This window comes from Rathayibacter sp. VKM Ac-2835, assembly GCF_013266705.1.
GTDB lineage: Bacteria > Actinomycetota > Actinomycetes > Actinomycetales > Microbacteriaceae > Rathayibacter.
The window spans coordinates 237,566-263,073 of record NZ_JABSNQ010000001.1 but is presented as its reverse complement, the minus strand read 5'-3'; the positions used below and the strand labels follow the sequence as shown (position 1 = coordinate 263,073).

Here is a 25,508-nt window from a genome sequence, read left to right as displayed (position 1 = left end):
TCCGCTGTGGAGGACGACGAGGTCAACCCCACTCCGCAACCCGCCCCGGGACATTCGCAGGCGGGAGTAACGTGCCTGTGATCCGGAGCGGGCGCGGAGACACCGCACCCACCGGCGGCGAGAATCGGAGACGACCATGACCAGCGGACGATCTGACACCATCCCGAACCCCTCGGCGGCGAAACTGAAGAGGAAGGTGATCGGTCTCGCCATCGCGGCGGCGGTCGGCGGCTTCCTCTTCGGCTTCGACTCGTCCGTGGTCAACGGAGCGGTCGAGGCGGTGCAGGGCGAGTTCGAGCTCTCGGCCGCGCTGATCGGCTTCGCCGTCGCGTCGGCCCTCCTCGGCTGCGCGCTCGGCGCCTACCTGGCCGGTCGCCTCGCCGACCGCTGGGGCCGCATCAAGGTCATGCTGCTCGGCGCAGGCCTCTTCTTCATCTCCTCGATCGGCGCGGGCGCGGCCTTCGCCGTCTGGGACCTCGTCCTCTGGCGCGTCGTCGGCGGCCTGGGCATCGGCATCGCCTCGGTGATCGCCCCCACCTACATCTCCGAGATCGCGCCGAAGGCGATCCGCGGGGCGCTCGCATCGCTCCAGCAGCTCGCGATCACGCTCGGCATCTTCGCCGCGCTGCTCTCGGACACGATCATCGCGGAGGGCGCCGGCGGCGCGTCCGAGCCCTACTGGTTCGGCGTCGCGGCCTGGCGCTGGATGTTCATCGCCTGCGCCGTTCCGGCCGTCATCTACGGTCTGCTCGCCCTGACGCTGCCCGAGTCGCCGCGCTACCTCGCGACACGTGGCCGCTCGGAGGACGCGCGCAAGGTCCTCGCGACGGTGACTCCGCGCGACGAGGTGGACGAGGCGCTCGCCGACATCCAGAAGAAGATCGACGAGGACGCCGAGAACGCCCAGCGCTCGAGCCTGCGCGGACCGGCGCTCGGCCTGCTGCCGGTCGTCTGGGTCGGCATCCTGCTCTCGGTGTTCCAGCAGTTCGTCGGCATCAACGTGATCTTCTACTACTCGACCTCGCTCTGGAGCGCCGTCGGCTTCGACGAGTCGAACTCGTTCGCCATCTCGGTCTTCACCTCGGTGGTCAACGTCGTGGTCACCTTCGTCGCGATCTTCCTGGTGGACAAGGTCGGCCGGAAGCCGCTGCTGCTCGTCGGCTCCGCCGGCATGGCGATCTCGCTCGGACTGATGGCGCTCGCCTTCAGCCAGTCGACGATCAGCGGCGAGGACGTCTCGCTGCCCGGCGCCTGGGGCCCGATCGCGCTGGTCTCGGCCAACGCCTTCGTCGTCTTCTTCGGCGCGACCTGGGGCCCGCTGGTCTGGGTGCTGCTCGGCGAGATCTTCCCGAACCGGATCCGCGCCGCCGCCCTGGGCCTCGCCGCCTCGGCGCAGTGGATCGCCAACTTCGCGATCACGGTGACCTTCCCGATCCTGTCGCAGGACGTCTCGCTGACCCTCGCCTACGGCCTCTACGCGGCCTTCGCGCTGATCTCGTTCTTCTTCGTCTTCATGTTCGTGCCCGAGACCAAGGGCCGCTCGCTGGAGGAGATGGACACCCTGCACATCCGCACCGTGATGAAGTCGGCGCGCAAGTAGCGCCGCACCTCGCGACACCGACGGCCGCCCTCCCGCACCCGCGGGGGAGGCGGCCGTCCTGGTGCTAGGCTTCTCGGAGCACCTCGCTCGTCGGGGTGACTACGCGCGCCCATTCGGCCAACGCTCCCCACGGTCCCCTTCGCCCTGCGCGAGGAGGGCGGGAGCGCGCCGGGCGCCAGGGCGACGTGCCGACCGGCCGTCGCGGACAACCGAACGGGAGTTCGGCGCCGTCGTGCGCCCGAGCCCCAGAGAAGGAGAACGACTCATGGCAGTCGTCACCATGCGCCAGCTGCTCGACAGCGGCGTCCACTTCGGGCACCAGACCCGTCGCTGGAACCCGAAGATGAAGCGCTTCATCCTGACCGAGCGCTCGGGCAGCTACATCATCGACCTCCAGCAGTCGCTGGCCTACATCGACAAGACCTACGACTTCGTCAAGGAGACGGTCGCCCACGGCGGCACCATCCTCTTCGTCGGCACGAAGAAGCAGGCGCAGAACGCGATCTCCGAGCAGGCGACCCGCGTCGGCCAGCCCTACGTCAACCAGCGCTGGCTCGGTGGCCTCCTCACCAACTTCCAGACGGTCTCCAAGCGCCTCGCGCGCATGAAGGAGCTCGAGGAGCTGGACTTCGACGACACGACGAAGAGCGGCTTCACCAAGAAGGAGCTCCTCATCAAGAAGCGGGAGCTCGACAAGCTGCACAAGTCGCTCGGCGGCATCCGCAACCTCTCGAAGACGCCGTCGGCCCTCTGGGTCGTCGACACCAAGAAGGAGCACCTCGCGATCGACGAGGCCAAGAAGCTGGGCATCCCGGTCATCGGCATCCTCGACACGAACTGCGACCCGGACGAGGTCCAGTACCCGATCCCGGGCAACGACGACGCGATCCGCTCGGTGAGCCTGCTCACCCGCATCGTCGCCGACGCCGCGGCCGAGGGCCTCATCCAGCGTCACCAGAAGCCCGAGGCCGAGGGCAACGTCTCCGCCGTCGAGCCGCTGGCCGAGTGGGAGAAGGAGCTGCTCACCACGAGCGACGACTCCGCAGCCTCGACCGACGCCGCCGCGACCGACGCCCCGGCGTCCGACGTCCAGGAGCCCGCCGAGCAGGCCGGCGCCGAGACCGAGAAGGTCGCCGACGCCGAGCTCGCGACCGCCGACGAGGCCGTCGCCGAGGCCGAGGCTCCCGCCGAGTCCGCGACCGACGAGACCCCCGCGTCCGTCTGACACCCGCTCTGAGCCGGGGGTCGGACGGGTCGCGCGAGCGCCCGTCCGGCCCCTGCTCATTCGGTGCACGTCCACCACGAATCAGAACCGCCGACACTCCGGCGTGATGGAGTCCTCGAGACCGAGGCCCGTCGCCGCGGGAACGGCAGACCACGACGTCCGGACGGGCGCAGGCGCTCGAAGCGCCGCGCCGGCCGGGCACAGACAAGAGGAGTCCGCAGAACTATGGCTAATTTCAGCCTCGCTGACGTCAAGACGCTGCGTGAGCAGCTCGGAACCGGCATGGTCGACACCAAGAACGCGCTCGTCGAGGCCGACGGCGACCTGGGCAAGGCGGTCGAGATCCTCCGCCTCAAGGGTGCCAAGGGCAACGCGAAGCGCGCCGACCGCTCCACGAGCGAGGGCCTCGTCGCCGCCGCCGAGAAGGACGGCGTCGCCACCCTGATCGAGCTCGCCTGCGAGACCGACTTCGTCGCCAAGGGCACCAAGTTCATCGCCCTGGCCGACGGCGTGCTCGCCGCGGTCGTCGCCGCCGGCGCCACCACCGTCGAGGAGGGCCTCGCCGCCCCCGCCGGCGACAAGACCGTCGCCGACCTCATCAACGACGAGGCCGCGATCCTCGGTGAGAAGGTCGAGCTGCGCCGCGTCGCCGCCGTCTCCGGCGAGCACTTCGCCGTCTACCTGCACAAGACCAACAAGGACCTGCCGCCGCAGGTCGGCGTGGTCCTGGGCTACTCGGGAGACGACGCGGAGACCGCCCGCTCGATCGCGCAGCACATCTCGTTCGCCAACCCCTCTTACCTGTCGCGCGAGGACGTGCCGCAGTCGGAGGTCGACAACGAGCGCCGCATCGTCGAGGAGATCTCGCGCGGCGAGGGCAAGCCCGAGGCCGCCCTGCCGAAGATCATCGAGGGTCGCGTCAACGCGTACTTCAAGCAGGTCGCGCTGCTCGACCAGGACTACGCCAAGGACAACAAGCTGTCCATCAGCAAGGTCGTGGCGGACGCCGGTCTGACCGTGTCGGGCTTCGCCCGCTTCAAGGTCGGCGCGTAGCACGCACGGCGGAGGGAGTCCGGGTCGTTCAGTCGACCCGGGCTCCCTTCGCTCTGCCCGGGGGAGGTGCCCGGGCGTGGTCGCGGGGCGTGCTCCGCGCGGGATAGGTTTGTACGGGTCTACGGGAGGAAACGTCCATGACGGAGACGGATGCGAAGACGACGGGCAAGCGCCGCAGGGTGCTGCTGAAGCTGTCGGGAGAGGCGTTCGGTGCCGGCACTCTCGGTGTGAACCCCGATGTGATCAGCGCTCTCGCCCGCGAGATCGCCGATGCCGCGACGGAGGTCGAGATCTCGGTGGTCGTCGGCGGTGGCAACTTCTTCCGCGGTGCCGAGCTCTCGCAGCGCGGCATGGACCGCGGTCGCGCGGACTACATGGGCATGCTCGGCACGGTGATGAACGCCCTCGCCCTGCAGGACTTCCTCGAGCAGGCCGGTGCGGAGACGCGCGTCCAATCCGCGATCGCGATGACCCAGGTCGCCGAGCCCTACATCCCCCGCCGGGCGATCCGGCACATGGAGAAGGGCCGCGTCGTGATCTTCGGCGCCGGTGCGGGCCTGCCCTACTTCTCCACCGACACCGTCGCCGCGCAGCGCGCGCTCGAGACGCACGCCGATGTCGTGCTCGTCGCGAAGAACGGCGTGGACGGGGTCTACGACGCCGACCCGCGGACCACCCCGGACGCGAAGAAGCTCGACACGCTCACCTACCTGGAGGCGCTGCAGCGCGGCCTGAAGGTCGTCGACTCGACCGCCTTCAGCCTCTGCATGGACAACGGGATGCCGATGCAGGTCTTCGGGATGGAGCCGGCCGGCAACGTCGCGGCCGCCATCCGGGGAGCCCGGCTCGGCACCCTGGTCTCCAACTAGGGCACTCCCGCCTCGAACTAGACTGACCACTTCTCTCTCTTAAGGAGCCCCCTGTGATCTCGGATGTACTGGCCGACGCGACCGTCAAGATGGACAAGGCCGTCGGGGTCGCCAAGGAGGACTTCTCCACGGTGCGCACCGGCCGGGCGAACCCGGGCCTGTTCCAGAAGGTGCTCGTGAGCTACTACGGCACGCCCACCCCGCTGTCGCAGCTCGCGTCGCTGCAGAACATCGAGGCGCGCACCCTGCTCGTCACCCCCTACGACAAGGGCGCGCTCCGCGACATCGAGCAGGCCATCCGGGACATGCCGAACCTCGGCGCCAACCCGACCAACGACGGCTCGGTCATCCGGATCAACCTGCCCGAGCTCACGGCCGAGCGCCGGAAGGAGTTCGTGAAGATCGTCCGCACGAAGGCGGAGGACGCGAAGATCGCCGTCCGCAACATCCGCCGCAGCGCCAAGAGCGACCTCGACGCGCTCAAGGGCGACATCGGCGACGACGAGCTCTCCCGCGGGGAGAAGGAGCTCGAGGCCCTGACCAAGCAGCACGTGGACGCCATCGACGAGGCGCTCAAGCGCAAGGAATCCGAACTGCTCGAGGTGTAGTGCTGTGCCCGTGAACCCCGAGGAACCCGAGAGCAGCGACGACGCTCCGGCGCCGCACGTTCCGGGCGCCCGGGGTTCGCGGATGGTCACGCGCGACGCCCTGCGCGCGCGGGCCCAGCAGGGGCGCGCCGATGTCGAGCGCCAGCTCGAGGCCACCCGGGCCCAGCTCGAGGCGACCAACGAGCGCCTCACCGCCCGCTCAGGCCGCAACCTCGTCTCCGCGACGATCATCGGCCTGATCGGCGGCGGCGCGATGGTCGTCAGTCTGCTGGTGATCAAAGAGCTCTTCATGGTGCTGGCCGGCGCGCTGGTGCTGCTGGCGGCGCTGGAGCTGTCGAACGCCCTGCGGCAGGCCGGCCGGGACATCCCGCGCATCCCCACCGGGGTCGTCGCGGTGGTCGCCGTTCCGGCGGCCTACTACGGCGGGATGCAGGCCGCCTGGTTCGCCGTCCTCGGCGGCTCGGCCCTGGTCGCCCTCTGGCGGCTGGGCGAGCAGCTCTTCCGTCGGACGCGGTCGACCGGGCGCGAGCTGCTGCTCGATGTGGGCCTCGGCGCCTTCGTGCAGATCTACGTCACCTTCCTCGGCGCCTTCGCGATCCGCCTCGTCGCGGAGGAGGGCGGCCAGCTCTGGGCGCTGTCCTTCCTGATCCTGGTGATCGTGGTCGACACCGGCGCCTACGCCAGCGGTCTGACCTGGGGCAAGCACCCGATGGCGCCGCGGATCAGCCCGAAGAAGACCTGGGAGGGGTTCGCGGGTGCCGCGGCCGCCGGCGTCGGCGTCGGCGTGCTGCTCGCCGTCCTGCTCCTCGGTCAGCCCTGGTGGGTCGGCGCGGTCTTCGGCGGCGTCATCCTGCTGACCGCGACCCTCGGCGACCTCGCCGAGTCGCTGATCAAGCGCGACATCGGCATCAAGGACATGAGCTCCTGGCTGCCGGGTCACGGCGGGTTCCTCGACCGGCTCGACTCGATCCTCCCGTCGGCGGCCGCGGCGTACGTGCTGTACTTCGTCTTCGCGCACTGAGTCCTCGCGCACCGGGTCGTCACGCACCGGGTCGTCGCGCACCCGGTCCCCGCGCACCGGGTCGCCGCCCCACCCGACCGACGCGCCGATTCCCGGACCGGGCCGCCGTCTTGGCAGAATGACGGGATGGACGCTCCCTTCCCCCGCGCGCGCGAGTCCCGGCCCGGCTACGACACGGACGAGGTCGACTCCTTCCTCGCCTCGGCCAGGGACGCCTACGCCCAGCTCTCGGGCGGCCCGGCGGACCTGCGCGCGGCCGATCTGCGGCACACCGCCTTCTCGCTGAAGAAGGGCGGCTACTCGGCTCCGCACGTCGACGCGGCGCTCGAGCGCCTCGAGGACGCGTTCGCCGTGCGCGAGCGGCAGTTCGCCATCGCGGAGCAGGGCGAGGAGGCGTGGCTCCAGAACGCCCGCGACACCGCGCAGGAGATCGTGAACCGCCTGGCCCGGCCTGCGCGGGAGCGCTTCACCCGCGCCGGCGTGCTGACCACCGGCTACAACATCCGCCAGGTCGACGCCTTCTCCGACCGCGTCTCGGGTTACTTCCGCGACGGCTCCGTGCTCACCGTCGACGACGTCCGGACCGTGTCGTTCGCGCCGCAGCGCGGCGGCTACTCCGAGCCCCAGGTGGACCTCGTGCTCGACGCCGTGGTCGACGTGATGCTGGCGGTGCGCTGAGCGGAAGGCCGTGCACTGGCGGATCCTGAGGGCGTCCGTTATGCTTTCGTGATCGTGGGTATGCATCAGAGAACGTCCGTCGCGCAGCCACCCGTCTCCCGATCCTCGGTCGAGACCTCGAAGCGCCCGGCGGCCCGTCGGTCCCGGACCCGTCTCCCGCTGGCGTTCCTCGCCTTCGCCGCCTCGATCGGCTTCGTCGCCGTGAGCGCGGTCGACCCGTCGAGCGGTGCCGTCGCGTCCCCCTTCTACCAGGCGCCCGCGCGCTTCAACGGCGATCCGGCTCAGCGCCTCGTCGTCGCCGAGGCCGCCGTCGAGCGCACCGTCCAGCGCGACACCTTCGACGCGCAGGCGAAGCCGACCCCCACGCCCACTCCGACGCCGACCCCCACTCCGACGAAGTCGAAGCAGGCCGTCGTCGAGGAGGACGACGAGGAGGAGGCCGCCGTCGCAGCGCCCGTCGCCCGCTCGGCCGCTCCGGACCCCGGCTCGGCGAAGGCCATCGCCTACGACCAGATCGTGCAGCGCGGCTGGGCCGACAGCGAGTACGACTGCCTCGTCCTGCTCTGGACCCGCGAGTCGGGCTGGAACGTCTACGCCGAGAACAAGTCGAGCGGTGCCTACGGCATCCCGCAGGCGCTCCCCGGCAGCAAGATGGCGACCGTCGCCGGCGACTGGCAGACCAACGCCAGCACCCAGATCACCTGGGGCCTCGGCTACATCTCGGGACGCTACGGCTCGCCGTGCGGTGCCTGGGCGCACTCCGAGAGCGTCGGCTGGTACTGACCCCGCCGCCGCAGGCCTCCCCGAGGGGCGGTCGGTGGGCCCGGTAGCCTGAGAGCGTGGATTACGCGCTGCTCGGAGTCGTCGGGATCATCACCGTCGTCACCGTCGCGCGGTTCTCGAGCAGGCTCGGAGTCGCCGCGCCGCTGCTCCTCGTCGTCATCGGCATCGGCGCCTCCTTCCTCCCCGGCGTGCCGGAGATCGAGGTCGAGCCGGAGCTGATCCTCGCGGGGGTCCTGCCGCCGCTGCTCTACTCGGCGGCGATCCAGGTGCCGCTGGCCGACTTTCGGCGGAACCTGCGCTCGATCTTCGGGCTCTCGGTGCTGCTCGTGGTCGTCACGGCGCTGGTCGTCGGCTTCTTCCTCTACATGCTGCTGCCGGATCTCAGCCTCCCGGCCGCGATCGCGCTCGGTGCGGTCGTCAGTCCGACCGATGCGGTCGCCGCCACCTCGATCGGCAAGAAGCTCGGCCTTCCGCCGCGGCTCGTCACCGTGCTCGAGGGCGAGAGCCTCGTCAACGACGCGTCGGCACTCGTGCTGCTGCGCGCCGCGACGGCCGCGACCGCGGTGGTCGGCGCGTCCGTCTCGAGCGACGCCATCGACATCGGCGAGGTCGGCGTGCTCTTCGTCTACTCGGTCGTGATGGCCGTCGTGCTCGGGCTGGTGATGGGCGTGCTGACCGTGTTCGTGCGGTCGAAGCTTCGCGACCCCGTCCTCGACACGGCGGTGTCCTTCGCGGTCCCCTTCCTCGCCTACATCCCGGCGGAGGAGCTCGGTGCCTCGGGGGTCCTCGCGGTCGTCGTCACCGGCATCTACACCGGGCACAACAGCGCGCGCTTCCTCAGCCCGCAGTCCCGGATCAGCGAGCGGGTCAACTGGCGGACCGCGCAGTTCCTGCTCGAGAACGGCGTCTTCCTGCTGATGGGCGCCGAGATCAAGGCGATCGTCGGCGACATCGAGCCGGGCGGCGTCGGCGTCGACACCGCGGTCCTGCTCGGGCTCGCGACGGTCGTGATCCTGATCGTGCTGCGCACCCTCTTCGTCTGGCCGCTGCTCCTCTGGCTGCGCGGCTCCGGCCGGCGGGCCGAGCGGATCAACCGGCGGCTCGCGGTCGGGGTGATGCGGCTGCGCAACAGCGCCAGCAGCGACGAGCGGTTCGTCCGCCGGCAGCAGCGCGCGGAGCGGCTGTACCAGCGGCGGGAGACGGACCTCGCGGCGACGACGAGCGAGGCGTTCGGCTGGCGGGGCGGCGTCGTCCTCTCCTGGTCCGGGATGCGCGGCGTGGTCACCCTCGCGGCGGCGCAGTCGCTGCCCGGGGAGACGCCGTACCGCTCGCAGCTGATCCTCATCGCCTTCACGGTCGCGGTGGTGACCCTGCTGCTGCAGGGCGCGACGCTGCCCGCGCTCATCCGGGTGACGGGCATCCAGGGCAGCGACGGCGACGCCGACCGCCGCGAGCTCGCCACCCTGCTCGACGAGGTGGCGGCGACCGGGATCCAGGCGCTGCCGGAGGCGGTCGACGATCTGCCGGAGGGGAGCGTCGGCGAGCGGGTGCTGGAGCGGGTCCGCCGCGACACGCTGACGCGCTCGCAGGTGGCGTGGGAGCAGGTCGAGCGCGAGGCGGACGATCCGCTCGGACCGCAGGGGCAGTACCTGCATCTGCGCCGGGCGGTGCTGAACGCCGAGCGTGAGGCGCTGCTGGAGGCGCGCGGTCGCGGGGTGTACTCCTCGCGCATCCTGCGGCGGGCGCAGCTGATGCTCGACGCCGAGGAGACACGGCTGGAGATGGACGACTCCTCGCACTGAGACCGGCGACGCCTCGGGCTCGCGCCGGTGCCCGCGCGGCGGCTCCTAGACTGGAGCCATGCCGCGCAGCAATCGACCCCGCGGACGCGGGCGCGAGGACGACGACGAGCAGCGCGACCTCTCGCAGATGCTCGCCGGCTGGCGCCGCACCGAGACGCGCCGCGGCCGGGAGTGGAACGTCCAGCCCGTCTCCTCGTCGCGCGCCGTGAAGAACTACCTCTGCCCGGGCTGCGGTCAGACGATCGACATCGGCCTCGCGCACGTCGTCGTGTGGCGCGGCGACGGAGCACTCGGCGACGCCGCGGATCTCGCCGGCCGTCGCCACTGGCACACCCACTGCTGGCGGATCGAAGGAGCACGATGACGCACGAGATCCGCGGAGGCGTCGTCCTCCCCGCCCGGCGCGAGGACGTCGAGCTGCGCACCTCCGACGGGCTGGCCCTCGTCGGCGAGCTGGCTCTGCCGCTCGACCGCGAGCCGGTCGCCACGCTGGTGACCCTGCACCCGCTGCCGACCCACGGCGGCTTCATGGACTCGCACATCCTGCGGAAGGCCGCTGCCCGGCTGCCCGCCCTCGCCGGCCTCGCCGTGCTGCGCTTCAACACCCGCGGCACGAGCTCACCGCGGGGGACGAGCGAGGGCGCCTTCGACGGCGGTGCCGCCGAGCGGGCCGACGTCGCCGCGGCGATGGCGCTGGTGGCCGAGCGCGGGCTGCCGCACCCCTGGCTGGTCGGCTGGTCCTTCGGCACCGAGCTGGCGCTGAAGTGGGGGAGGGAGCACCCGGTCGACGGGGCGATCCTGCTCTCGCCGCCGCTGCACCGGGCCACGGCCGACGAGGTCGCGGCCTGGGGCGAGGACGGCCGCCCGCTGGTCGCGCTGATCCCCGAGTTCGACGACTACCTGCGGCCGGAGGCAGCCGCCGAGCGGTTCGCGGCGGTCCCGCAGCTCGAGCTGGTCGCCGTCGAAGGCGGCAAGCACCTCTGGGTCGGCGAGGCGCAGACGCGCCGCGTGCTCGACGAGATCGTCCGGGTGGTGGCGCCGGAGTCGTCGCCGCTGCCGACGCAGTGGGCGGGCGAGCTCGGCTGAGCCCGCCCGCGCCGGTCAGCGGCGCTTCGAGCCGCCGTCGTCCTTCGCGTCGTCGTCGTCCGAGTCGCCGGAGTCGTCCGACAGGCCGTCGATGTGCCCGATCAGGCCGCGCAGTCCGGTGACGTAGCCGGCGATCGCGTCGCGCTCGGTGCGGATCTCGTCGAGGCGGGACTCGGCCGTGTTCTGCAGCTCGCGGGTCCGGCGCTCGGCGTCGGCGATCATCTCGCGGGCGCGGTCGCGGGCGGAGTCGAGCAGTGCGTCCGACTCGTCCTGCGCCTCGCGGCGCAGACGCGTGACGTCGTCGAGGGCGTCGCTGCGGAGCGCGTCGGCCTCGAGCCGCTTGTCGTTCGCGCGGCGGATCGCGTCGGCGAGTTGGAGGTTCGACTCGTCGAGGTAGCGCTGCGTCTGCGCGACCGCCTCCTGGTGGCGGAGCAGGTAATCGCGGTCCGCCTCCTCGCGGCGGGCGGCGAGCTCGACGACGAGGTCGATCCGGGCCTGCTCGACCTCGCGCGAGAGCGCGGCGGCCTCGTCGGACGCAGCGGAGCGCAGCGCGGCGAGCTCGGCGTCGAGGAGGGCGACGGCCTCCGCCCGGTCGCGGGCGAGCTCGGTACGCAGATCGGCGAGCTCGCGGGCTCCCTCGGCGCGGCCGGTGGCGAGCTCCGCGGCCAGGTCGGCGCGGCCGGAGAGGATCTCGGCCTCGAGGTCGGCGCGGGCGGCCAGCACCTCGGCCTCGACGGCGGCGCGCGCCTCGGCGACCTCGGCGGTCACCGCGGCGCGCAGGCGGTCGACCTCGGAGGCGACCTCGGCGCGCAGCAGCTCGTTGCTCTGCGCCAGGCGGGCGGCCTCGGCGCGGGCGACCTCGACCTCGCGGGCGGCGACGGCGCGCATCTCCGCGGCCTCGCGGCCCGCCTCCGAGCGGATGGCGGCGGCCTCGCGCTTGGCGGTCGCGCGGGTCTCGGCGGCCTCGGTGGCGACGGTGCCGCGGATGGCGGCGGCCTCGCGGACGGCGTCCTGCGTCATCACATCGCGGTCGTCGGCGGCCTTGCCGAGCGTCGCGGCGGCCTGGGCCTCCGACTCCTCGCGGGTGCGGTCGGCGCGGCGGCGGGCCTCCGTGACGAGGCGCTCGGCCTCGTCGCGGGCGTCCTTCAGCAGTCCGTCGCGGTCGTCGCGGGTGGAGCGGCGCAGCGCGGAGGCGTCGTTCTCGGCCTGCGCGATGATGCGCTCCGACTGCTCCTCCGCCACGCGCAGGGTGTGCTCGAGCTTCGCGCCGAGGCCCGCGTAGGTGGGCGCGCCGACCTGCTGCAGCTCCTTCTCCAGCCCGTCGATGCGGGAGGCGAGGCGCTTGGACTCGCGACCGCTCTCGGCGGCCTGGGTGTTGGCGTGGATGAGCTCGCGGCGCAGACCCTGGATCGCCTTGTCGACCTCGTCCCGGTCGTAACCACGGAACACCTGGGTGAATTCGGCCTCGTCGCTTGCCACGTCGTCTCCTCCGGAACACGGCCGCGGTGGGGTCGCGGCACTCCAGGGAGTTTAGTCAGCGGGTGCCTCCGGGCCCGGGCCGACACCCGCACCGCGCGCTCGGCGATCGGGGCTCTCGGCCGATCCCTGGGTTCGGCGGAAGCCATCCGCTAACCTGGACTGTCTTTGTCTGTTGCCGTCGCGCCCCGGTCCGGCCGTCACCGGAGCCGTCCCGGGCCGTCACCCCCGATCCGGCAACGCAGGAGGAGTTCTTTCGTGCGGTTCGTCTTCGCCATCATCGCCACCGTCATCGCCGCGGCGCTCATCGCGCTCGGCATCGGCCAGCGGACGGTGTGGGCTCCACCGGAGTCGCTCACCGCGCAGACCGCGCTCGAGTCCGACGCACCCTACGCCGTCATCGACGGCAGCACGCTCGGTGCCAACCCGGGTCGGCAGACGATCACCGTCGAGGGCGAGGGCGACCTCGTGATGGCGTACGCGCCGACGACCGACGTGATGGGCTGGGTCGGCGGCTCCGACTACGACCGCATCGACTACGCGACGAGCGAGGACGGCGCCGACTCCCTGCGCGCCGAGCAGGAGACCGGGACGGCGCCGGCCCTCGCGTCCGACGTCGCCGACGCGGACGCCGCCGTCGTCGATCCCCGCGGCTCCGACCTCTGGCTCGAGCAGTTCGAGGGCTCCGGCAGCATCACCGTCGCGCTCGACCTGCCCGAGGACGTCTCGCTCCTCGTCGCGACCGACGGGACCGCGCCGGCCGCGAGCGACATCCGCGTGAGCTGGCCGGTCGACACGGCCACGCCGTGGGCCGGGCCGCTGCTGGCCGGCGGCGCCCTCTTCCTCCTGATCGGGCTCGTCCTCTACATCTGGGCGTTCCTGCACCTGCGCCGCCAGCACGGCCCCCGGCGCAAGGGCCCGCAGGGCAAGGTCCCGCGCGGCGCCCGCCTGCCCCGGGCCCGCGCCGGCATCCAGTCCTCGATCGCCTCGGACCGGCCGTCGCGCCGACGCCGGCTCCTCGTGGTCCCGATCGCGCTGGGCGCGACCCTGCTGCTCGCCGGCTGCAGCTCCGACTACTGGCCCGATCTCGCCGCGGGCGCGTCCGAGACGCCGACCGCCTCGGCCACCGCGACCGCGGGCGCCGAGCCCGTCGCGGCCGAGCCCACTCCGGTGGTGACCACGCAGCAGGCCGAGGCGATCGTGGCCTCGGTGTCCGAGGTCGCCGCCGCGGCCGACGCGGCCCGCGACGCGAACATCCTCGCCGAGCGCTTCCAGGGCGAGGCGCTCACCGAGCGCACCACCAATTACGAGGTCCTCACCAAGGGCGGCACGATCGACGCGCCCCAGGCGATCCCGGCGTCCCCGGTGAGTCTCGTGCTGCCGCAGGACACCGACAGCTGGCCGCGGCTGGTCACGGCCGTCGTGCAGAACACCGCCGACGCGACCCAGGCGCCGATCGCGCTGATGATGAGCCAGGCCAGCCCGCGCGTCGACTACAAGGTCGACTACGCGATCTCGCTCGAGGCCAACGCGCGGATCCCCGACGTCGCCCCGGTCACCGTCGGCACCTCGATCGTCGCCCCCGACTCGAAGCTGATGACCCTGGCGCCGGAGAACGTCGGCACGGCGTACGCCGACATCCTCGCGAACGGCGACGCCAGCCAGTACGCCGGCACCTTCTCGGGCGACGGCGACACCCTGCGCGGCCAGGTGGGCGTCGACAAGAAGAACGCGGATCGCGCGGCCCTGCCGGACACCGCGTCGATCGAGTTCACCAACGCGGCCGGCACCTCGCCCACCATCGCCCTCGCGACGAACGACTCGGGCGCGCTGGTCGCCGCGAGCATCGCCGAGACCGCGACGGTCCGCCCGACCGCCGAGGGCTCGACCGTCTCGACGTCCGGCGCCTCGCAGACCCTGCTCGGGATCGACAAGTCGACCACGGGCATCGCGACCACCTACGGTTATCAGTTGCTGTTCTACGTACCGCCCGTCGGATCGGAGGAGAAGATCGTCATGCTCGGATGGAGCCAAGGACTCGTCTCGGTGGTGCAGCTGCCGTGAGCACCCCCCTGCCCCCGCTGCCCGGAAACCTCCGCGGCGCCGTCGACCTGTCCACCCTCGTCAACCGGCGCACCCCGCCGTCAGCGCCCGCCGCAGCGGCCGGCGGTGCGGACGCGCCCCAGGGGCCGCCCGTCACCAACCCGCTGCTGCTGTCGGCCGGCGACGCCGAGTTCGACCAGGTCGTCCAGCTGTCCTCGCGCGTCCCCGTGATCGTGGACCTGCGCGGCTCGTGGTCCGACCAGAGCCTGAGCATGACCGCTCTGCTCGAGAAGGTCGTCATCTCCTACGCGGGCGCGCTCGTGCTGGTAGGAGTCGACGTCGAGTCGAGCCCGCAGCTCGCGCAGGCCTTCCAGGTGCAGTCGGTCCCGACGATCGCCGCCGTCATCGCCGGCCGCCCGGTGCCGATGTTCAACGGCCTGATCACCGAGGAGCAGCTGCGCGACCTGCTCGAGCAGGTGCTGCAGCTCGCCGCGCAGCAGGGCGTCACCGGCACCGTCCCGGTCGACCCGGCCGCGGGCGCCGAGCCGGGCGCCGAGCCCGCGCCGGAGCCGCTGCCCCCGCACCACCAGGAGGCGTACGACGCGATCGACCGCGGCGACTACTCCGCCGCGATCACCGAGTACGAGACCGCCATCGCGCAGAACCCGCGCGACGACCTCGCCGTCGCCGGACTCGCCCAGGTCAGGCTGCTCCAGCGCCTGCAGGGGCGCACCCTCGACGATATCCGCTCGACCGCGGCCGCCGAGCCCGCGAACCTCGACGCGCAGCTCGCCGTCGCCGACCTCGACGTCTCCGGCGGACACGTGGAGGACGCCTTCGACCGCCTCCTCTCGATGTACCCGCGCCTCGACGCCGACGGCAAGGCGAGCGTCCGCGCCCGCCTGCTCGAGCTCTTCGAGATCGTCGGCACGACCGACCCGCGCGTGAACAAGGCGCGGGCGCGCCTGACGGGGCTGCTGTACTGAAGTGCGGGAGGAGCGCGAGCGCTCCTCCCGCCGCGGTCGGCCGGTCCCAGGGTCGCGGACCGCAGAGCGTCCTGCGTCCGACTCGCGAGGAACGCCGGCACGCGGGTCTCGCTCATCGCCTTCGGGGACTCGGGTGGTTCGGAGGCGGTGGGCTCGGGAGTCGCTGTCCCTCGGCGCAACTGCTGGCATGCCGACTCGGGCCCGCTGCGACGTCGCGCCCCCTTGCTGGACGAGTGGCCCCGGAGAGGCGCATCGAGACCACCTCCTCTGTCCGGGCGAGGGCGATCGACTCGGCGAGACCCGGGGCTGAACGGGCCGCCGTGCGAGCTGCTCCACCCGCGAGGGGCTCCGCGTCGGAGGTCGCGTCCTGAGCTCTCTCGCTGGGCGGGTGCCCCGGAGGGGCGCTTCGAGATGCGCCTTCGATCGGGGTGGAGGCCGTCCTCTGCGGGGAACGGAGGGTCTAGACGGCCGCACCGCGGGTCTGTCCCGGCGCGGGGGACTCCGCGGCGAGCAGGGCGGAGAGGCGGGTCGCGTCGGGGGAGCCGGGGGCGGCGGAGTAGAGGACGAGGCGCAGGGTGGAGGCGGCGGGGCGGAGGACGTCGCCGTCGAGGGTCATCGTGCCGGCCGACGGGTGCTCGAGCCGCTTGGTGGCACCCCGGTACTCGACGGGACGGGCGGTCCGCCAGCGCTGCGCGAAATCGGTGCTGCGCGACAGGAGGTCCTGCACGAGCTCCTCGAGCTCGGCGTCCTCGCGATGCTCGACCGAGGCGACGCGCAGATCGCCGACGAGGGCGTCCCGGTACTGCTCGCGCTGTTCCGCATCCACCCACACCGGCGACGTGTCGCGGGTGAACTCGAACCAGACCTGATTGCTTCCGCGTCCGGGCAACTCCATCGGATCGCCCATCAGCGCGGACCACGCGGAGTTCCACTCGAGCAGCCACCAGTCGGCGGCGTACACGGCGACGGGCAGCTGCGGCAGGCGGTCGACCAGCCGCTGGACCCTCGGCGGGACCGAGCGATCGACCGCTGACGCCGGAGCGGCCAGGCCGGCGGCGCGGTACAGGACGGCCGACTCGGAAGAGCCGAGCCGCAGGGCGCGCACGAGGGCGGCGACCACCGTGGGCGAGGGGCTCGAGGACCGGCCCTGCTCGAGCTGCACGAGGTAGTCGACGGAGATGCCCGCGAGGGCCGCCAGCTCCTCGCGGCGCAGGCCCGGCGACCGGCGCGAGCGCTCGGCCGGCGCGCGGGCGCCGGGTGCGCTGCGGTCCCGCCACTCGCGCAGCAGCGCGGAGAAGCCCGCCGAGCGGTCCCGCTCCTGCTGCTCGATCGTCATGCTCCCAGTCAACCGCACGGGCGGAGTCCGCGAGGGTGGTGCCGGCGGTCCCAGGGTCGAGCGTCGCCTTCCTCGCTGCGTCGCGACGGAGGAGCGTGGACGGCATGACAGACATCACCCTCATCACCGGAGCGAACAAGGGCATCGGCCGCGAGACGGCCCGCCGACTGATCGACGCCGGCCACACCGTCCTCCTCGCCGCCCGCGATCCGGAGCGGGGCCGTGCCGCCGCCGGCGAGCTCGGCGGCGTCTTCGTCCCGCTCAACGTCACTGACCAGGTCAGCGTCGACGCCGCCGCGGATCTCGTCCGCTCCCAGTACGGGCGCCTCGACGTCCTGATCGACAACGCGGGAGTCACCGGCGCGTTCGCCCCGCTGGAGGAGGCCTCGCTCGGTGACGTCGAGGCGGTCTTCGCGACGAACGTGCTCGGCGTGATCCGGGTCACCAACGCCTTCGTGCCACTGCTGCGCCGGTCGGAGAACGCCCGCATCGTCACCGTCTCCTCCGGCGTCGGCTCGTTCCAGGACACGATCGAGCACGACTACTCCGACTGGCGGGTGGTGCCGCCGGTCTACGCGGTGTCGAAGACGGCTCTGACCATGCTGACGCTGAAGTACGCGGACGCGCTCCCCACGATGCGGGTGAACGCCGCCGACCCGGGCTACACCCGCACCGATCTCAACGGAGGAGCCGGCCAGCACGACGTCACGGCGGGGACCGACGCGATCGTCCGGCTGGCCACCCTGGCCGCGGACGGACCGACGGGCACCGTGAGCAACCGGGACGGCGTGCTGCGCTGGTAGCGCGACGAGCATCCACAGGCCGGCAGCGGCGCCCGGCAGGTCGCCCTCAGCTGCAGGGGCACCCCTCGGAGCGGGGAGCGACGATGCTGCGCTGGTGGCCGAGCACCTCGCGGGCCACGGTCGGCAGGCCGAGACCGGACGCGTCCGCCTCGGCGCGCAGCGTGACGAAGGCGAGGTCGGCGGAGATCCGCAGGCTCGCGCTCAGGAAGCCGACGGCCTGGAGGACGGCCGCCTCCTCGTCCGTGACGTCGGGCAGGGACTCCACCCAGGCGACGAACACGCCGTCGACGGAATCCTCAGGCACCGAGTCCGCCGTTCTCGAGGGCTCCGGACGGCTCGTCGGGTGCGATCCGCCGACCGGCGGGTCGGCGGCGCCGGAGGGCGATCCCGTGACGAGGGACGGTGCCGCTCGCCCAGCGGCGGCTCGTGGGGGTCGGGGGAGGTGGCTGCATCCCCTCCAGTGTCACCGAAGCGGTGACAGAAAGGGAAAGGGCTTGCCGGAAGCGGGTGCGCCGGGCCGGGGCGACGTGCCGGCGCGGCGTGCCGTGCAGCGGCGGGACGTCTCGGGGCTCGGCTGGAGGTGCGATCCGGCGAGCGGGGTCGATACGACGGTCCACGAGCATGCCCTCCGGCGCATCGATCCTCGTCGGAGCGGGCCGGTCGTGGAGGTGGCCCATGCTGGTCGTCCTGTCTGCCGGGGTCTGGGGCGTGGTCGGAGTGTCGTCTCGTCGCAGACACGGTAGCTTCCTTGTCGGGATCCCCTTCCTGCTCGGGTGTCCGCTGAGCGCACACCTGAGCGCACACCTCGCGCACGGCGAGGCCGCTCCGGGCGGAGGACATCGCGGATCGGGACGGGCGGGGGGCGGCGGTGGCGGAGCAGCGCACGAGAGCGCGGCATGACGACTGATCCGGCGTCCGGCACGGCGCTCGAGGATCGGGGGAGCATCCGCATCGAGGCGGTCGGCGCCGACCTGGAGCGCGCCTCCGAGGTCCTCGGCGGCTTCTACTCGGGGACGGGCTGGACGGTGCAGTCCACGGAGCAGCCCTTCTCGTTCCGCTACGCGGCACTGGGGGACCCGGTGATGACGCTGCGCACCTCGCAGATGCGTGGCTCGACCACCGGCGAGGACCCGGCCGGCGGCGACTACGTCGTGCAGTGGCTGGTCGAGGGCAGGGCGACGGTCGACGTCCACCGCGACGCGATGCCGATGACCCGCGGGGTCCCGCTGCTGAATCCCGCCCACCGCCCGTTCGTCTTCTCCTACGCCGACTACGACCAGAAGCTCGTGCACCTGAGCCGACAGCACGTCGACCGCAGCGCCCGGGAGCTCGGCTACCGCCGCACCGGCGGTCTCCGCTTCGACCACCTGCACCGCCACGGTGCGGCGGCGTCGGCCCAGTGGCACGCCGTGATCGGCGACATCTCGACGGCCGTCCGCACCGGCCGCGTCACGCCGCTGCTCTGGGACCGGCTGACTCGTCGCTCGGCCACCGCGTTCCTCGAGCTGTACCCGCCCGAGGGGGCCGCTCTGCCGGAGGTGCTGCTCGCGCCCCGCAACGGGAGCGTCAGATCCGCGGTCGAGTTCGTGCACGAGAACGCTCATCTGCCGATCGGACCGATCGAGATCGCCGCGGCCGCGCACCTCAGCGTCCGCGGGCTGCAGGTCGCGTTCCAGCGCCTGCTCGGCACGACGCCGCTGCAGTACGTCCGGGACGTCCGCCTCGACCGGGTGCACGCGGACCTGCGCCTCGGCGACCCGACGCGCTCGAGCGTCGCCCTCACGGCGCGCCGCTGGGGCTTCGGGCATCTCGGCCGCTTCTCGGCCGCGTACGCCTCGCGCTTCGGCGAGTACCCGAGCAGCACGCTCGGCCGCTGACGCGGCGCGCGGGGGACGGCGGCGCCGAGCAGCGCGTCACTCGTCGCCGCCCGTCTCGGCATGCGGGGCGCCGACCGCCTTCGACTCCGGGGAGCCGCGCTCGCGGAGGTAGACCGAGAGCGCCGCCATGCTGCCCACCGCGAGGAACTCGGACTGCCAGTTCTGCAGTGTGCGGCTCCAGAAGTCGGCGGAGGCGAGGTACTCGCCCCAGGAGACCGGCGCCGACAGGTCCAGCAGCTGCTGCTCGTCGTAGGCGACGTGCCCGGCGACCGACTGCGCGAGCCAGGAGCCGGCGAAGACCGCCCCCATCACGATCAGCAGGGAGTGCGCGTAGAGTCGGCGCCGGAGGCCGCCGGGGAGCTTCGCGGGCCGCGGGGAGGACTCCTCGGCCCACGGCCCCATGCGCTGCTCCTGCTCCGTGGCGCGGCCCGCCTCGCCGGGTGCCTTCGACTCCGAGGAGCCGCGCTGCACGAACCAGACCGTCGCCGCGATGTAGAGGAAGAACTGCAGGTACTCCGACTGCCAGTTCTCGGCGATGTCGGCGACGAAGGTCGACGACGTGAGGTAGCGCGCGTACGTCACCGGCTCGAGCCCGGCGACGCGGAGGTCGTCGAGGTAGACGAGGAACCCGGCGGCCGACTGGCCGGCCAGCGACAGCACGAAGAGTCCGCCGAAGACGAGGGTCAGCGAGTTCTCGCGCAGGAAGCCACGACCGGCGCCGGCGTGCCGCTCGGAACCGAGCGCCCGGGTCACGGCGCTCATCGGTGCAGCAGCCCCGTCGCGAGGAAGAAGACGAGACCGGCGCCGAGGAGGGTCAGGCAGCCGAGGAAGACCCCGCGCATCATGAGCCGTCGATCGCGCAGTCGAAGGAGCGGTCCTCGCCGGTCGCCGTGCATCCCGCGGCGCGCACGCGCCAGCCGTCGCCGCTCGCCGCGAGGAAGACGGTGTCGCCGCCCAGCTCGACCACGGCGGCCTGGCCGAAGGCCTCGGCGCGGGGGGAGCCCGCGGCGGCCGGGTCGAGGTCGAGCGCGAGGATCGCGTCGGGGCACGCCGCCGAGGCCGCATCGGCCTCGACGACCGCCTCGGCCGCCCGCGGGGTCAGCACCGCGCATGCGGCGGAGCCGTCGCCCGCCGCCAGCGCCTCCTCGAACGCCGCCGCGGTGGCACCGGCCGCCGCCGTGTCCGGTGCGAGGCCGGCGCATCCGGCCAAGGGCAGGACGAGCGCACCGACGAGTGCGCGGGTGCGTCTGCTCGACGCGGCGGGGGAGCGGGACATCGGACGACCTCCTCGACTGGCACGAGTCCGGCGTCGACGACGCTAGTCCGACGGAGCGGCCGCGATCGAGGATCTTGACAGCGGCGCTGCGCGCGCCCTCAGGGGCGGTAGAGCGCCCACTCGTCTCGGGGCAGCTCGCGCAGCTCGTCGACGACCCGCAGTCGCCAGGTCGCCGGAGTGTGCCCCTCCAGGCGCCCGTGCACGGTCTCGCTGGTCCAGCCGTCGCGGGTGCGGGTGTAGCGGATGAATCGGACGTGCCGGCCCTCGAGGGGTGCTCCGCTGGTCGCCATTCCTCGATCGTCCCCGATCGGGGCGGCGGTTATCCGATCTTGACAATCAGGCGGGGCGCCGGATCCCACGGCGGACCGCCCCGGCGTCGTCGCGCGCGAGGCGCCGACCCGCCGCCCGGTACCACTGCGCGCAGAAGACGACGACGACCACCGCCTCCAGCCAGCCGCCCGCTGTGGACATCAGCTCCGCGCCCGCCCGCACGTCGGCGGCGTCGAGGAACGCGGGCGGCCGGGCCCAGAGCTGCTTGGCGAGGATCGCGTGCGAGGCCGTCGCGAGGACGACCGCGACCACCTGCGTCGCGCGAGCGGGCGGATGGGGGCGGGGGTCGACGCCGATGATCGCGGCGGTGAAGAGGCAGCCGGCGAGGAGGAGGTGCGCGTGCACGAGGACGTGCAGCAGCGGCGCCGCGTGCATCGTCTCGAGGAGCGGAGTGCGGTACAGCAGCTGGAGCCCGCCCGCGCTGAGGAGGGTCGCGGTGATCGGGTGGGCGAGGACGCGGGCGGGCGCGCTGCGCAGCAGCCGGGTCAGGCGCCGGGCGGGGGTCGTGCTCAGCGTCCGCAGGGCCAGGGTGACGGGGGCGGCGAGGACGAGCAGCACCGGCGCGAGCATGCCGGCGAGCAGGTGGGCGGCCATGTGCGCGGTGAAGCTCGACTGCGCAGCGACGGCGAGAGGTCCGACGAGGGCCGCGGCGGCGCAGGCGATCCCCGCCGTCCACAGCACGACGCGGTACACCGGCCAGGGTCGGCCCCGGCGGCGGGACACCGCGGCGGCGCCGGCGTAGGCGAGCACGCCCGAGACCGCGAGCAGGAGCAGGACCGGCTCGAGGGGGACGGCGTGGCCGTGGGCGTGGCCCGGTCCGTCGAGCGCGGACGGGATCACGACGCCTCGCGCCTCCGCGCGGCGGCCGTCCTCGCCCGCACGAGCAGCACGACCCCCGCGAGGATCAGCACTGCGGCGACGGTGTTCCACACCAGGTCGTAGGGCAGCAGGTCGTCGACGTACCGGATCTGATGCAGACCGAGCAGCTTGTGCTGGACGGTGCCGTCGTAGAGCTGGAACGCACCGGCGCCGAGGAGCACCGCTCCACTCCAGCGTAGCGGCTCCAGCGCCCCGCGCCGCCGCAGATCCGCGAAGAGGAACAGACCTCCGATCGCCGCGAACCAGCCCACGGCGTGGAAGATCCCGTCCGAGACGAGCCCGAGCTCCGACGTGCCGAGGTCGAAGAAGTGGTGCCAGTGCAGCAGCTGGTGGAACACGGTCTCGTCGACGAACGCCGCGAGGCCGAGGCCGAAGAGCGCGCCGGACCACACGTTCCGGGACACGCGCGATCCGCGGGCGCGCCCGGACCCGTCCGCCGGGCGGGAGGCGGGAGTGCTCGATGCCGTCATGGCTCGACGATCTCCCGCGCTCGCGACCGGCGACCAGGGGGTTGCCAGCGGCGGAGCGCGCCCGGAGCCGACCCACCGCCGTGTCCCCGTGCTCGCGCGGAATCCGCGACGATCGGATGTTGCACGATCGCCGCAGCCGGACATGTACCTGTGACTCCGCGAAAGGGGAACCATGAGCATCCGCTCCCGCGACGACTTCTCCGAGCTGTACCGAGCCCAGTACGACGACGTCCTCCGCTTCGTCCGCCGCCGCGCACCCGCCGCGACCGTGGACGACATCGTGGGCGAGACGTTCCTCGCCGCCTGGCGCCGGCGGCAGGAGCTGCCCGAGGACGCCCGCCCGTGGCTGTTCGGCACCGCCCGGAATGCGATCCTCAACGCGGCGCGCGGTGAGAACCGGCAGCAGGCGCTCGCCGTGCGGATCGGGACCCTCGCGCCCGAGGAGCGCGCCGATCCGTCGATCAACGACCGCCTCGACCTCGAGAGCGCCTGGAAGCGGCTGCCCCTCGGGGAGCAGGAGGCCCTCGCCCTGCACGTCTGGGAGGACCTCCCGCAGACCGACGCCGCCCAGGTCCTCGGCTGCAGCCGCGCCGCCTACGCGATGCGGCTCACCCGCGCGAAGCGGCGCCTGGCGGCGCTGCTCGCCGCCACCGAACCCTCCCTCCTCTCCGGCACGGCAGAACGGACCCTCTGATGACCGACCAGCTCCCCGACCTGCTCCGCTCGGCCGACGCCGAGCCCCGCACCGCCCTCAGCACCGCCGAGGTCTCCCGCCGGGAGGCCCTCCTCGCCGAGATCCTCGCCGACGAGGAGGCGACCGCCCAGTCCTTCCGCCGGAAGGACTGGGCGGTCGCGGGCGCGGCGACCCTGCTCCTCGCTGCCGCCGCTGCCGCCGCCGTCATCGTCGTGGCCCCCGGGCTGATCCCGGGTGCGGGCTCCACCGGTCTGAACGGCGGGGTGCTCGCCTCCTGGACCGGCGTCCCCGAGCGGATCCTCCCTGACTCGCCGCTCGGCAGCGGGGCGACCCGGTGGTGCGAGTCGAGTCTCGACGGGGTGAACGCCGAGGCCGGCCCGATCGCGCTCTCGCACCTCGATGCTCGCGGCGAGGCCGCCTCGATGCTCTTCCGGCAGGGCGAGTCCGTCTACTACTGCCTCAGCGCGGGCTCCGGCGGAGGGTTCTGGGAGATGGCCGAGGCGACTCCCGCGGAACCGCTGCCGGTGGACGCCGTCCAGGTCGCCGGCTCGGGCAGCCACGGCAGCGGCGACGCCGCAGTGGCCTACGCGTTCGGCTTCGCCGGGGCGGACGTCGCGTCCGTCGTCCTGCACGAGGACGGGGTCGCTCCGATCGTCGCCACCCTCGAGGACGGCTTCTGGACGGCCTGGTGGCCCGTCGCGGACGACCTGGGAGCCGGTCCGTCCGGAACCGTGACCGTGACGACCGGCGACGGCGCGAGCCGCGAGGTCGCGATCGAGTCCCTCTACCGGCAGTGAGCGACCCCGCCGGCGGCCTCCGAGCCGTCGGCGCGGGTCGGAGCCCCGGCCACCTCTGAACCCTCCCACCGCACCGCCGCCGACGCGGCGGTCCTCAGCGCGTCCGGATCCTCCGATCCGGGCCACTCCGACGCGCCCGCAGCTGCGGCAGCGGGCGCGCCCCGCACAGAAGGACACACCATGGACACCGCACTCAGCACGCTCAGCGCACTCAGCACCCTCGCCTCGCTCGAGAAGCTGCCCCTCGCCTGGGGCCGAGCACTGGACCGAGCGGACAGGAGCATCCTCGACGCGATCCTCGGCGACGACGTCGTCGTGGACATGACCCGGGCCACCGAGAGGATCGGCCTCGAGTTCCCCGTCCTGTCGGGGAAGCAGACGGTCCTGGACACGATGATCGCCGCGGTCGGGCCGCTCGACACGATGCACCTCGTCGGCAACGTGCTCGTCGAGGAGACGCGGAGTGGTGCGACGGTCGAGGCGTACGCGCTCGCGCAGCACTTCGCTCCCGGCGAGGGCGCCGATCCGGCGGCGACCCGACACGCCCTGATGGGCAACACCTGGAACTTCGAGCTGCGCTGGACGGGGGAGCGGTACTCGGTGGTCCGCTTCGAGATGGACTGCCTCTGGATGGAGGGCGATCCGCTGGTGCTGCTCGCCGCGATCTCGTGACGCCTCGCCGCGATCCCGGGCGGGGAGTCCCGGCGCCCGTCCGCCCCGGCGACCGCCTCCTCGTCGACACGCCGGTCACCGCGGTCCCCGGGCTCACCTGGACGATCGTGGAGATGGTCGAGCACCATCGCGATCCGGGGGACCTGCCGTGGAACCGCGGTCCGGGCTTCCCGTTCCGGGTCGGCTACCGGATCGGCGATCCAGTGCCCGGCGTCGGCGTCTCGCGCGGCGTGCTCTGGCTCGCCGCCGACGGCGCGGACCCGTCGGGTGCGGTCCGCGCCGTCGATCGGCCGGGCGGCGCGGCGGGGAGCGAGCGGCACGGCGCCCGCCGACCCCTAGGGTGAGCGGATGAGCACCGTCGCCCTGTCTCCGCGCGCCCGATTCCACCAGCGCTTCCTCGTCGAGCAGCGGGAGATGACGGAGCCCGCCCGGCGCCGCCTGATGCGCGCGGGAGGCGGGTCGGTCGCCGTCGGACTCGTGCTCTTCGCCGCGCTGATCGTGCAGGTGGCGACGGGCACGGGACTGGCCGCGCTCGACCCCGCGGTCTCGGAGTGGTTCCGGGCGAAGCGCTTCGCCGAGGGGACCGTCGTGATGGACACGCTGGCCACGGTCTTCGGCCCGGTCTTCCTGCCGATCATCATCCTCGGCGTGCTCGTGCTGTGGATCGCGCTCGCCCGGCACCTCTGGCGGCCGCTCCTGCTCGCCGGCGGGATGATCACGGGGATGCTCAGCGTCCAGCTCGCCGCGCACCTGGTGCAGCGGATGCGGCCGCCCGTCGAGTACATGCTCCTCGGGGCGGACGGCACCTTCTCCTTCCCGTCCGGGCACGTCACCGGCGTCTGCGACTTCTTCCTGATCACGACGTTCCTGCTGGCGTCGCGCCGCTCCTCGCCGGTCTGGGCGATCGGCGGCTTCGCGCTCTCGCTCGGGATGATCGCCGGCCAGGTCGTCGCCCGCCTCTACCTCGGCTACCACTGGCTCACCGACACCCTCGCCTCGGTGGCGCTCGCCCTGGTGATGCTCGGCTCGGTCGTGCTGATCGACACCTGGCGCACCGCGGTCGTGCGCCGGGACGAGGCCTGAGCGGCGTCCGCCGCCCGAGCCCGCCGACGACGACGCCCCCGGGCCGCGAGGGCTCGGGGGC

29 protein-coding genes are annotated in these 25,508 nt (G+C 72.9%); 20 read left to right on the top strand and 9 right to left on the bottom strand.

Annotation, left to right across the window (positions count from 1 at the left end):
- Positions 1–136 precede the first annotated feature (136 nt).
- The 11 genes from HRK28_RS01205 (at position 137) to HRK28_RS01155 (ending at position 10,725) form a co-directional block, all read left to right on the top strand.
- Positions 137–1,600 (top strand): sugar porter family MFS transporter, encoded by a 1,464-nt coding sequence (locus HRK28_RS01205; protein WP_160088927.1) that lies wholly within the window; start codon positions 137–139, stop codon positions 1,598–1,600.
- Between the two features lie 265 nt (positions 1,601–1,865).
- On the top strand, positions 1,866–2,825 hold the full coding sequence (rpsB, locus tag HRK28_RS01200) for a 30S ribosomal protein S2 (RefSeq protein WP_160088929.1): 960 nt from the start codon (positions 1,866–1,868) through the stop codon (positions 2,823–2,825).
- A gap of 225 nt (positions 2,826–3,050) precedes the next feature.
- Positions 3,051–3,878: a translation elongation factor Ts gene (gene tsf, locus HRK28_RS01195; RefSeq protein WP_173250178.1), complete on the top strand. Its 828-nt coding sequence runs from the start codon at positions 3,051–3,053 to the stop codon at positions 3,876–3,878.
- A 137-nt stretch (positions 3,879–4,015) separates the two neighbouring features.
- Positions 4,016–4,747 carry a UMP kinase gene (gene pyrH / locus HRK28_RS01190; protein WP_160088933.1) on the top strand — a complete coding sequence of 244 codons (732 nt, stop codon included), beginning with the start codon at positions 4,016–4,018 and terminating at the stop codon, positions 4,745–4,747.
- A 53-nt stretch (positions 4,748–4,800) separates the two neighbouring features.
- Positions 4,801–5,355, top strand: a complete 555-nt coding sequence (gene frr / locus HRK28_RS01185; protein ID WP_123445733.1) for a ribosome recycling factor — start codon at positions 4,801–4,803, stop codon at positions 5,353–5,355.
- Between the two features lie 82 nt (positions 5,356–5,437).
- Positions 5,438–6,376 carry a phosphatidate cytidylyltransferase gene (locus HRK28_RS01180; protein ID WP_160088935.1) on the top strand — a complete coding sequence of 313 codons (939 nt, stop codon included), beginning with the start codon at positions 5,438–5,440 and terminating at the stop codon, positions 6,374–6,376.
- A 126-nt stretch (positions 6,377–6,502) separates the two neighbouring features.
- Positions 6,503–7,054 carry a DivIVA domain-containing protein gene (locus HRK28_RS01175; RefSeq protein WP_160088937.1) on the top strand — a complete coding sequence of 184 codons (552 nt, stop codon included), beginning with the start codon at positions 6,503–6,505 and terminating at the stop codon, positions 7,052–7,054.
- Between the two features lie 60 nt (positions 7,055–7,114).
- Positions 7,115–7,837, top strand: a complete 723-nt coding sequence (locus HRK28_RS01170) for a lytic transglycosylase domain-containing protein (protein WP_173250177.1) — start codon at positions 7,115–7,117, stop codon at positions 7,835–7,837.
- Positions 7,838–7,893: 56 nt separating this feature from the next.
- Positions 7,894–9,639, top strand: coding sequence for a sodium:proton antiporter (locus HRK28_RS01165; protein WP_173250176.1), 1,746 nt, complete (start codon positions 7,894–7,896; stop codon positions 9,637–9,639).
- 58 nt (positions 9,640–9,697) lie between these two features.
- Positions 9,698–10,003 carry a hypothetical protein gene (locus HRK28_RS01160; RefSeq protein WP_123445737.1) on the top strand — a complete coding sequence of 102 codons (306 nt, stop codon included), beginning with the start codon at positions 9,698–9,700 and terminating at the stop codon, positions 10,001–10,003.
- The gene (locus HRK28_RS01155; protein WP_173250175.1) at positions 10,000–10,725 is read left to right on the top strand and encodes an alpha/beta hydrolase; all 726 of its coding nucleotides are present in this window, start codon (positions 10,000–10,002) and stop codon (positions 10,723–10,725) included. The genes HRK28_RS01160 and HRK28_RS01155 overlap by 4 nt, the downstream gene beginning before the upstream one ends.
- A 15-nt stretch (positions 10,726–10,740) precedes the next feature.
- On the opposite strand, the gene HRK28_RS01150 is transcribed toward HRK28_RS01155, so the two are convergent.
- The gene (locus HRK28_RS01150) at positions 10,741–12,204 is read right to left on the bottom strand and encodes a DivIVA domain-containing protein (protein WP_160088947.1); all 1,464 of its coding nucleotides are present in this window, start codon (positions 12,202–12,204) and stop codon (positions 10,741–10,743) included.
- Positions 12,205–12,459: 255 nt separating this feature from the next.
- On the opposite strand from HRK28_RS01150, the gene HRK28_RS01145 reads away from it, so the two are divergent.
- Together HRK28_RS01145 and HRK28_RS01140 are read left to right on the top strand one after the other, a co-directional pair.
- Positions 12,460–14,265, top strand: coding sequence for a hypothetical protein (locus HRK28_RS01145; protein WP_173250174.1), 1,806 nt, complete (start codon positions 12,460–12,462; stop codon positions 14,263–14,265).
- Positions 14,262–15,230: a tetratricopeptide repeat protein gene (locus HRK28_RS01140; protein WP_367948312.1), complete on the top strand. Its 969-nt coding sequence runs from the start codon at positions 14,262–14,264 to the stop codon at positions 15,228–15,230. The genes HRK28_RS01145 and HRK28_RS01140 overlap by 4 nt, the downstream gene beginning before the upstream one ends.
- 460 nt (positions 15,231–15,690) lie before the next feature.
- Here the strand turns inward: HRK28_RS01140 and HRK28_RS01135 are convergent, their stop codons facing one another.
- A complete protein-coding gene (locus tag HRK28_RS01135) occupies positions 15,691–16,566 on the bottom strand; it encodes a helix-turn-helix domain-containing protein (protein ID WP_160088953.1) in 876 nt (291 codons plus the stop codon).
- A 104-nt stretch (positions 16,567–16,670) separates the two neighbouring features.
- Here HRK28_RS01135 and HRK28_RS01130 point away from each other — a divergent pair, with 104 nt between their 5' ends.
- Complete coding sequence (locus HRK28_RS01130; RefSeq protein ID WP_173250172.1) at positions 16,671–17,369, top strand: SDR family NAD(P)-dependent oxidoreductase; 699 nt, start codon at positions 16,671–16,673, stop codon at positions 17,367–17,369.
- A 46-nt stretch (positions 17,370–17,415) separates the two neighbouring features.
- On the opposite strand, the gene HRK28_RS01125 is transcribed toward HRK28_RS01130, so the two are convergent.
- On the bottom strand, positions 17,416–17,673 hold the full coding sequence (locus HRK28_RS01125) for an ANTAR domain-containing protein (RefSeq protein WP_160088957.1): 258 nt from the start codon (positions 17,671–17,673) through the stop codon (positions 17,416–17,418).
- Complete coding sequence (locus tag HRK28_RS01120; RefSeq protein ID WP_173250171.1) at positions 17,666–17,821, bottom strand: hypothetical protein; 156 nt, start codon at positions 17,819–17,821, stop codon at positions 17,666–17,668. Before HRK28_RS01120 ends, HRK28_RS01125 begins: the two co-directional genes overlap by 8 nt.
- Before the next feature lie 444 nt (positions 17,822–18,265).
- Between HRK28_RS01120 and HRK28_RS01115 the strand changes: the two genes are divergently transcribed.
- A complete protein-coding gene (locus HRK28_RS01115; protein WP_173250170.1) occupies positions 18,266–19,246 on the top strand; it encodes a helix-turn-helix domain-containing protein in 981 nt (326 codons plus the stop codon).
- Positions 19,247–19,282: 36 nt separating this feature from the next.
- Here HRK28_RS01115 and HRK28_RS01110 read toward each other — a convergent pair whose 3' ends face one another.
- From HRK28_RS01110 to HRK28_RS01090, 5 genes are all read right to left on the bottom strand, one after another.
- Complete coding sequence (locus tag HRK28_RS01110) at positions 19,283–20,008, bottom strand: DUF6766 family protein (protein WP_173250169.1); 726 nt, start codon at positions 20,006–20,008, stop codon at positions 19,283–19,285.
- Between the two features lie 79 nt (positions 20,009–20,087).
- Positions 20,088–20,522 carry a hypothetical protein gene (locus HRK28_RS01105; protein ID WP_173250168.1) on the bottom strand — a complete coding sequence of 145 codons (435 nt, stop codon included), beginning with the start codon at positions 20,520–20,522 and terminating at the stop codon, positions 20,088–20,090.
- Between the two features lie 98 nt (positions 20,523–20,620).
- On the bottom strand, positions 20,621–20,812 hold the full coding sequence (locus HRK28_RS01100) for a hypothetical protein (RefSeq protein WP_160088965.1): 192 nt from the start codon (positions 20,810–20,812) through the stop codon (positions 20,621–20,623).
- Positions 20,813–20,858: 46 nt separating this feature from the next.
- Entirely contained in the window at positions 20,859–21,692 is an 834-nt protein-coding gene (locus tag HRK28_RS01095; protein ID WP_173250167.1) for a cytochrome c oxidase assembly protein, read from the bottom strand.
- Positions 21,689–22,135 (bottom strand): DUF2243 domain-containing protein, encoded by a 447-nt coding sequence (locus HRK28_RS01090; protein WP_347877755.1) that lies wholly within the window; start codon positions 22,133–22,135, stop codon positions 21,689–21,691. Before HRK28_RS01090 ends, HRK28_RS01095 begins: the two co-directional genes overlap by 4 nt.
- 238 nt (positions 22,136–22,373) lie before the next feature.
- Here HRK28_RS01090 and HRK28_RS01085 point away from each other — a divergent pair, with 238 nt between their 5' ends.
- From HRK28_RS01085 to HRK28_RS01065, 5 genes are all read left to right on the top strand, one after another.
- Positions 22,374–22,895: an RNA polymerase sigma factor gene (locus HRK28_RS01085; protein WP_160088971.1), complete on the top strand. Its 522-nt coding sequence runs from the start codon at positions 22,374–22,376 to the stop codon at positions 22,893–22,895.
- The gene (locus tag HRK28_RS01080) at positions 22,895–23,692 is read left to right on the top strand and encodes a hypothetical protein (protein WP_173250165.1); all 798 of its coding nucleotides are present in this window, start codon (positions 22,895–22,897) and stop codon (positions 23,690–23,692) included. Before HRK28_RS01085 ends, HRK28_RS01080 begins: the two co-directional genes overlap by 1 nt.
- Positions 23,693–23,872: 180 nt before the next feature.
- Entirely contained in the window at positions 23,873–24,364 is a 492-nt protein-coding gene (locus HRK28_RS01075; protein WP_173250164.1) for a nuclear transport factor 2 family protein, read from the top strand.
- The gene (locus HRK28_RS01070; RefSeq protein WP_160088977.1) at positions 24,361–24,708 is read left to right on the top strand and encodes a hypothetical protein; all 348 of its coding nucleotides are present in this window, start codon (positions 24,361–24,363) and stop codon (positions 24,706–24,708) included. Before HRK28_RS01075 ends, HRK28_RS01070 begins: the two co-directional genes overlap by 4 nt.
- Positions 24,709–24,712: 4 nt before the next feature.
- On the top strand, positions 24,713–25,447 hold the full coding sequence (locus HRK28_RS01065) for a phosphatase PAP2 family protein (RefSeq protein ID WP_160088979.1): 735 nt from the start codon (positions 24,713–24,715) through the stop codon (positions 25,445–25,447).
- Positions 25,448–25,508: the final 61 nt, after the last annotated feature.

Coding starts and splice junctions, on each gene's coding strand:
- HRK28_RS01205 (WP_160088927.1), top strand. CDS start 137: ATGACCAGCGGACGATCTGACACCATCCCGAACCCCTCGGCGGCGAAA.
- rpsB (WP_160088929.1), top strand. CDS start 1,866: ATGGCAGTCGTCACCATGCGCCAGCTGCTCGACAGCGGCGTCCACTTC.
- tsf (WP_173250178.1), top strand. CDS start 3,051: ATGGCTAATTTCAGCCTCGCTGACGTCAAGACGCTGCGTGAGCAGCTC.
- pyrH (WP_160088933.1), top strand. CDS start 4,016: ATGACGGAGACGGATGCGAAGACGACGGGCAAGCGCCGCAGGGTGCTG.
- HRK28_RS01180 (WP_160088935.1), top strand. CDS start 5,438: ATGGTCACGCGCGACGCCCTGCGCGCGCGGGCCCAGCAGGGGCGCGCC.
- HRK28_RS01175 (WP_160088937.1), top strand. CDS start 6,503: ATGGACGCTCCCTTCCCCCGCGCGCGCGAGTCCCGGCCCGGCTACGAC.
- HRK28_RS01170 (WP_173250177.1), top strand. CDS start 7,115: ATGCATCAGAGAACGTCCGTCGCGCAGCCACCCGTCTCCCGATCCTCG.
- HRK28_RS01160 (WP_123445737.1), top strand. CDS start 9,698: ATGCCGCGCAGCAATCGACCCCGCGGACGCGGGCGCGAGGACGACGAC.
- HRK28_RS01155 (WP_173250175.1), top strand. CDS start 10,000: ATGACGCACGAGATCCGCGGAGGCGTCGTCCTCCCCGCCCGGCGCGAG.
- HRK28_RS01135 (WP_160088953.1), bottom strand. CDS start 16,566: ATGACGATCGAGCAGCAGGAGCGGGACCGCTCGGCGGGCTTCTCCGCG.
- HRK28_RS01130 (WP_173250172.1), top strand. CDS start 16,671: ATGACAGACATCACCCTCATCACCGGAGCGAACAAGGGCATCGGCCGC.
- HRK28_RS01120 (WP_173250171.1), bottom strand. CDS start 17,821: ATGCAGCCACCTCCCCCGACCCCCACGAGCCGCCGCTGGGCGAGCGGC.
- HRK28_RS01115 (WP_173250170.1), top strand. CDS start 18,266: ATGACGACTGATCCGGCGTCCGGCACGGCGCTCGAGGATCGGGGGAGC.
- HRK28_RS01110 (WP_173250169.1), bottom strand. CDS start 20,008: ATGAGCGCCGTGACCCGGGCGCTCGGTTCCGAGCGGCACGCCGGCGCC.
- HRK28_RS01105 (WP_173250168.1), bottom strand. CDS start 20,522: ATGTCCCGCTCCCCCGCCGCGTCGAGCAGACGCACCCGCGCACTCGTC.
- HRK28_RS01100 (WP_160088965.1), bottom strand. CDS start 20,812: ATGGCGACCAGCGGAGCACCCCTCGAGGGCCGGCACGTCCGATTCATC.
- HRK28_RS01085 (WP_160088971.1), top strand. CDS start 22,374: ATGAGCATCCGCTCCCGCGACGACTTCTCCGAGCTGTACCGAGCCCAG.
- HRK28_RS01080 (WP_173250165.1), top strand. CDS start 22,895: ATGACCGACCAGCTCCCCGACCTGCTCCGCTCGGCCGACGCCGAGCCC.
- HRK28_RS01075 (WP_173250164.1), top strand. CDS start 23,873: ATGGACACCGCACTCAGCACGCTCAGCGCACTCAGCACCCTCGCCTCG.
- HRK28_RS01065 (WP_160088979.1), top strand. CDS start 24,713: ATGAGCACCGTCGCCCTGTCTCCGCGCGCCCGATTCCACCAGCGCTTC.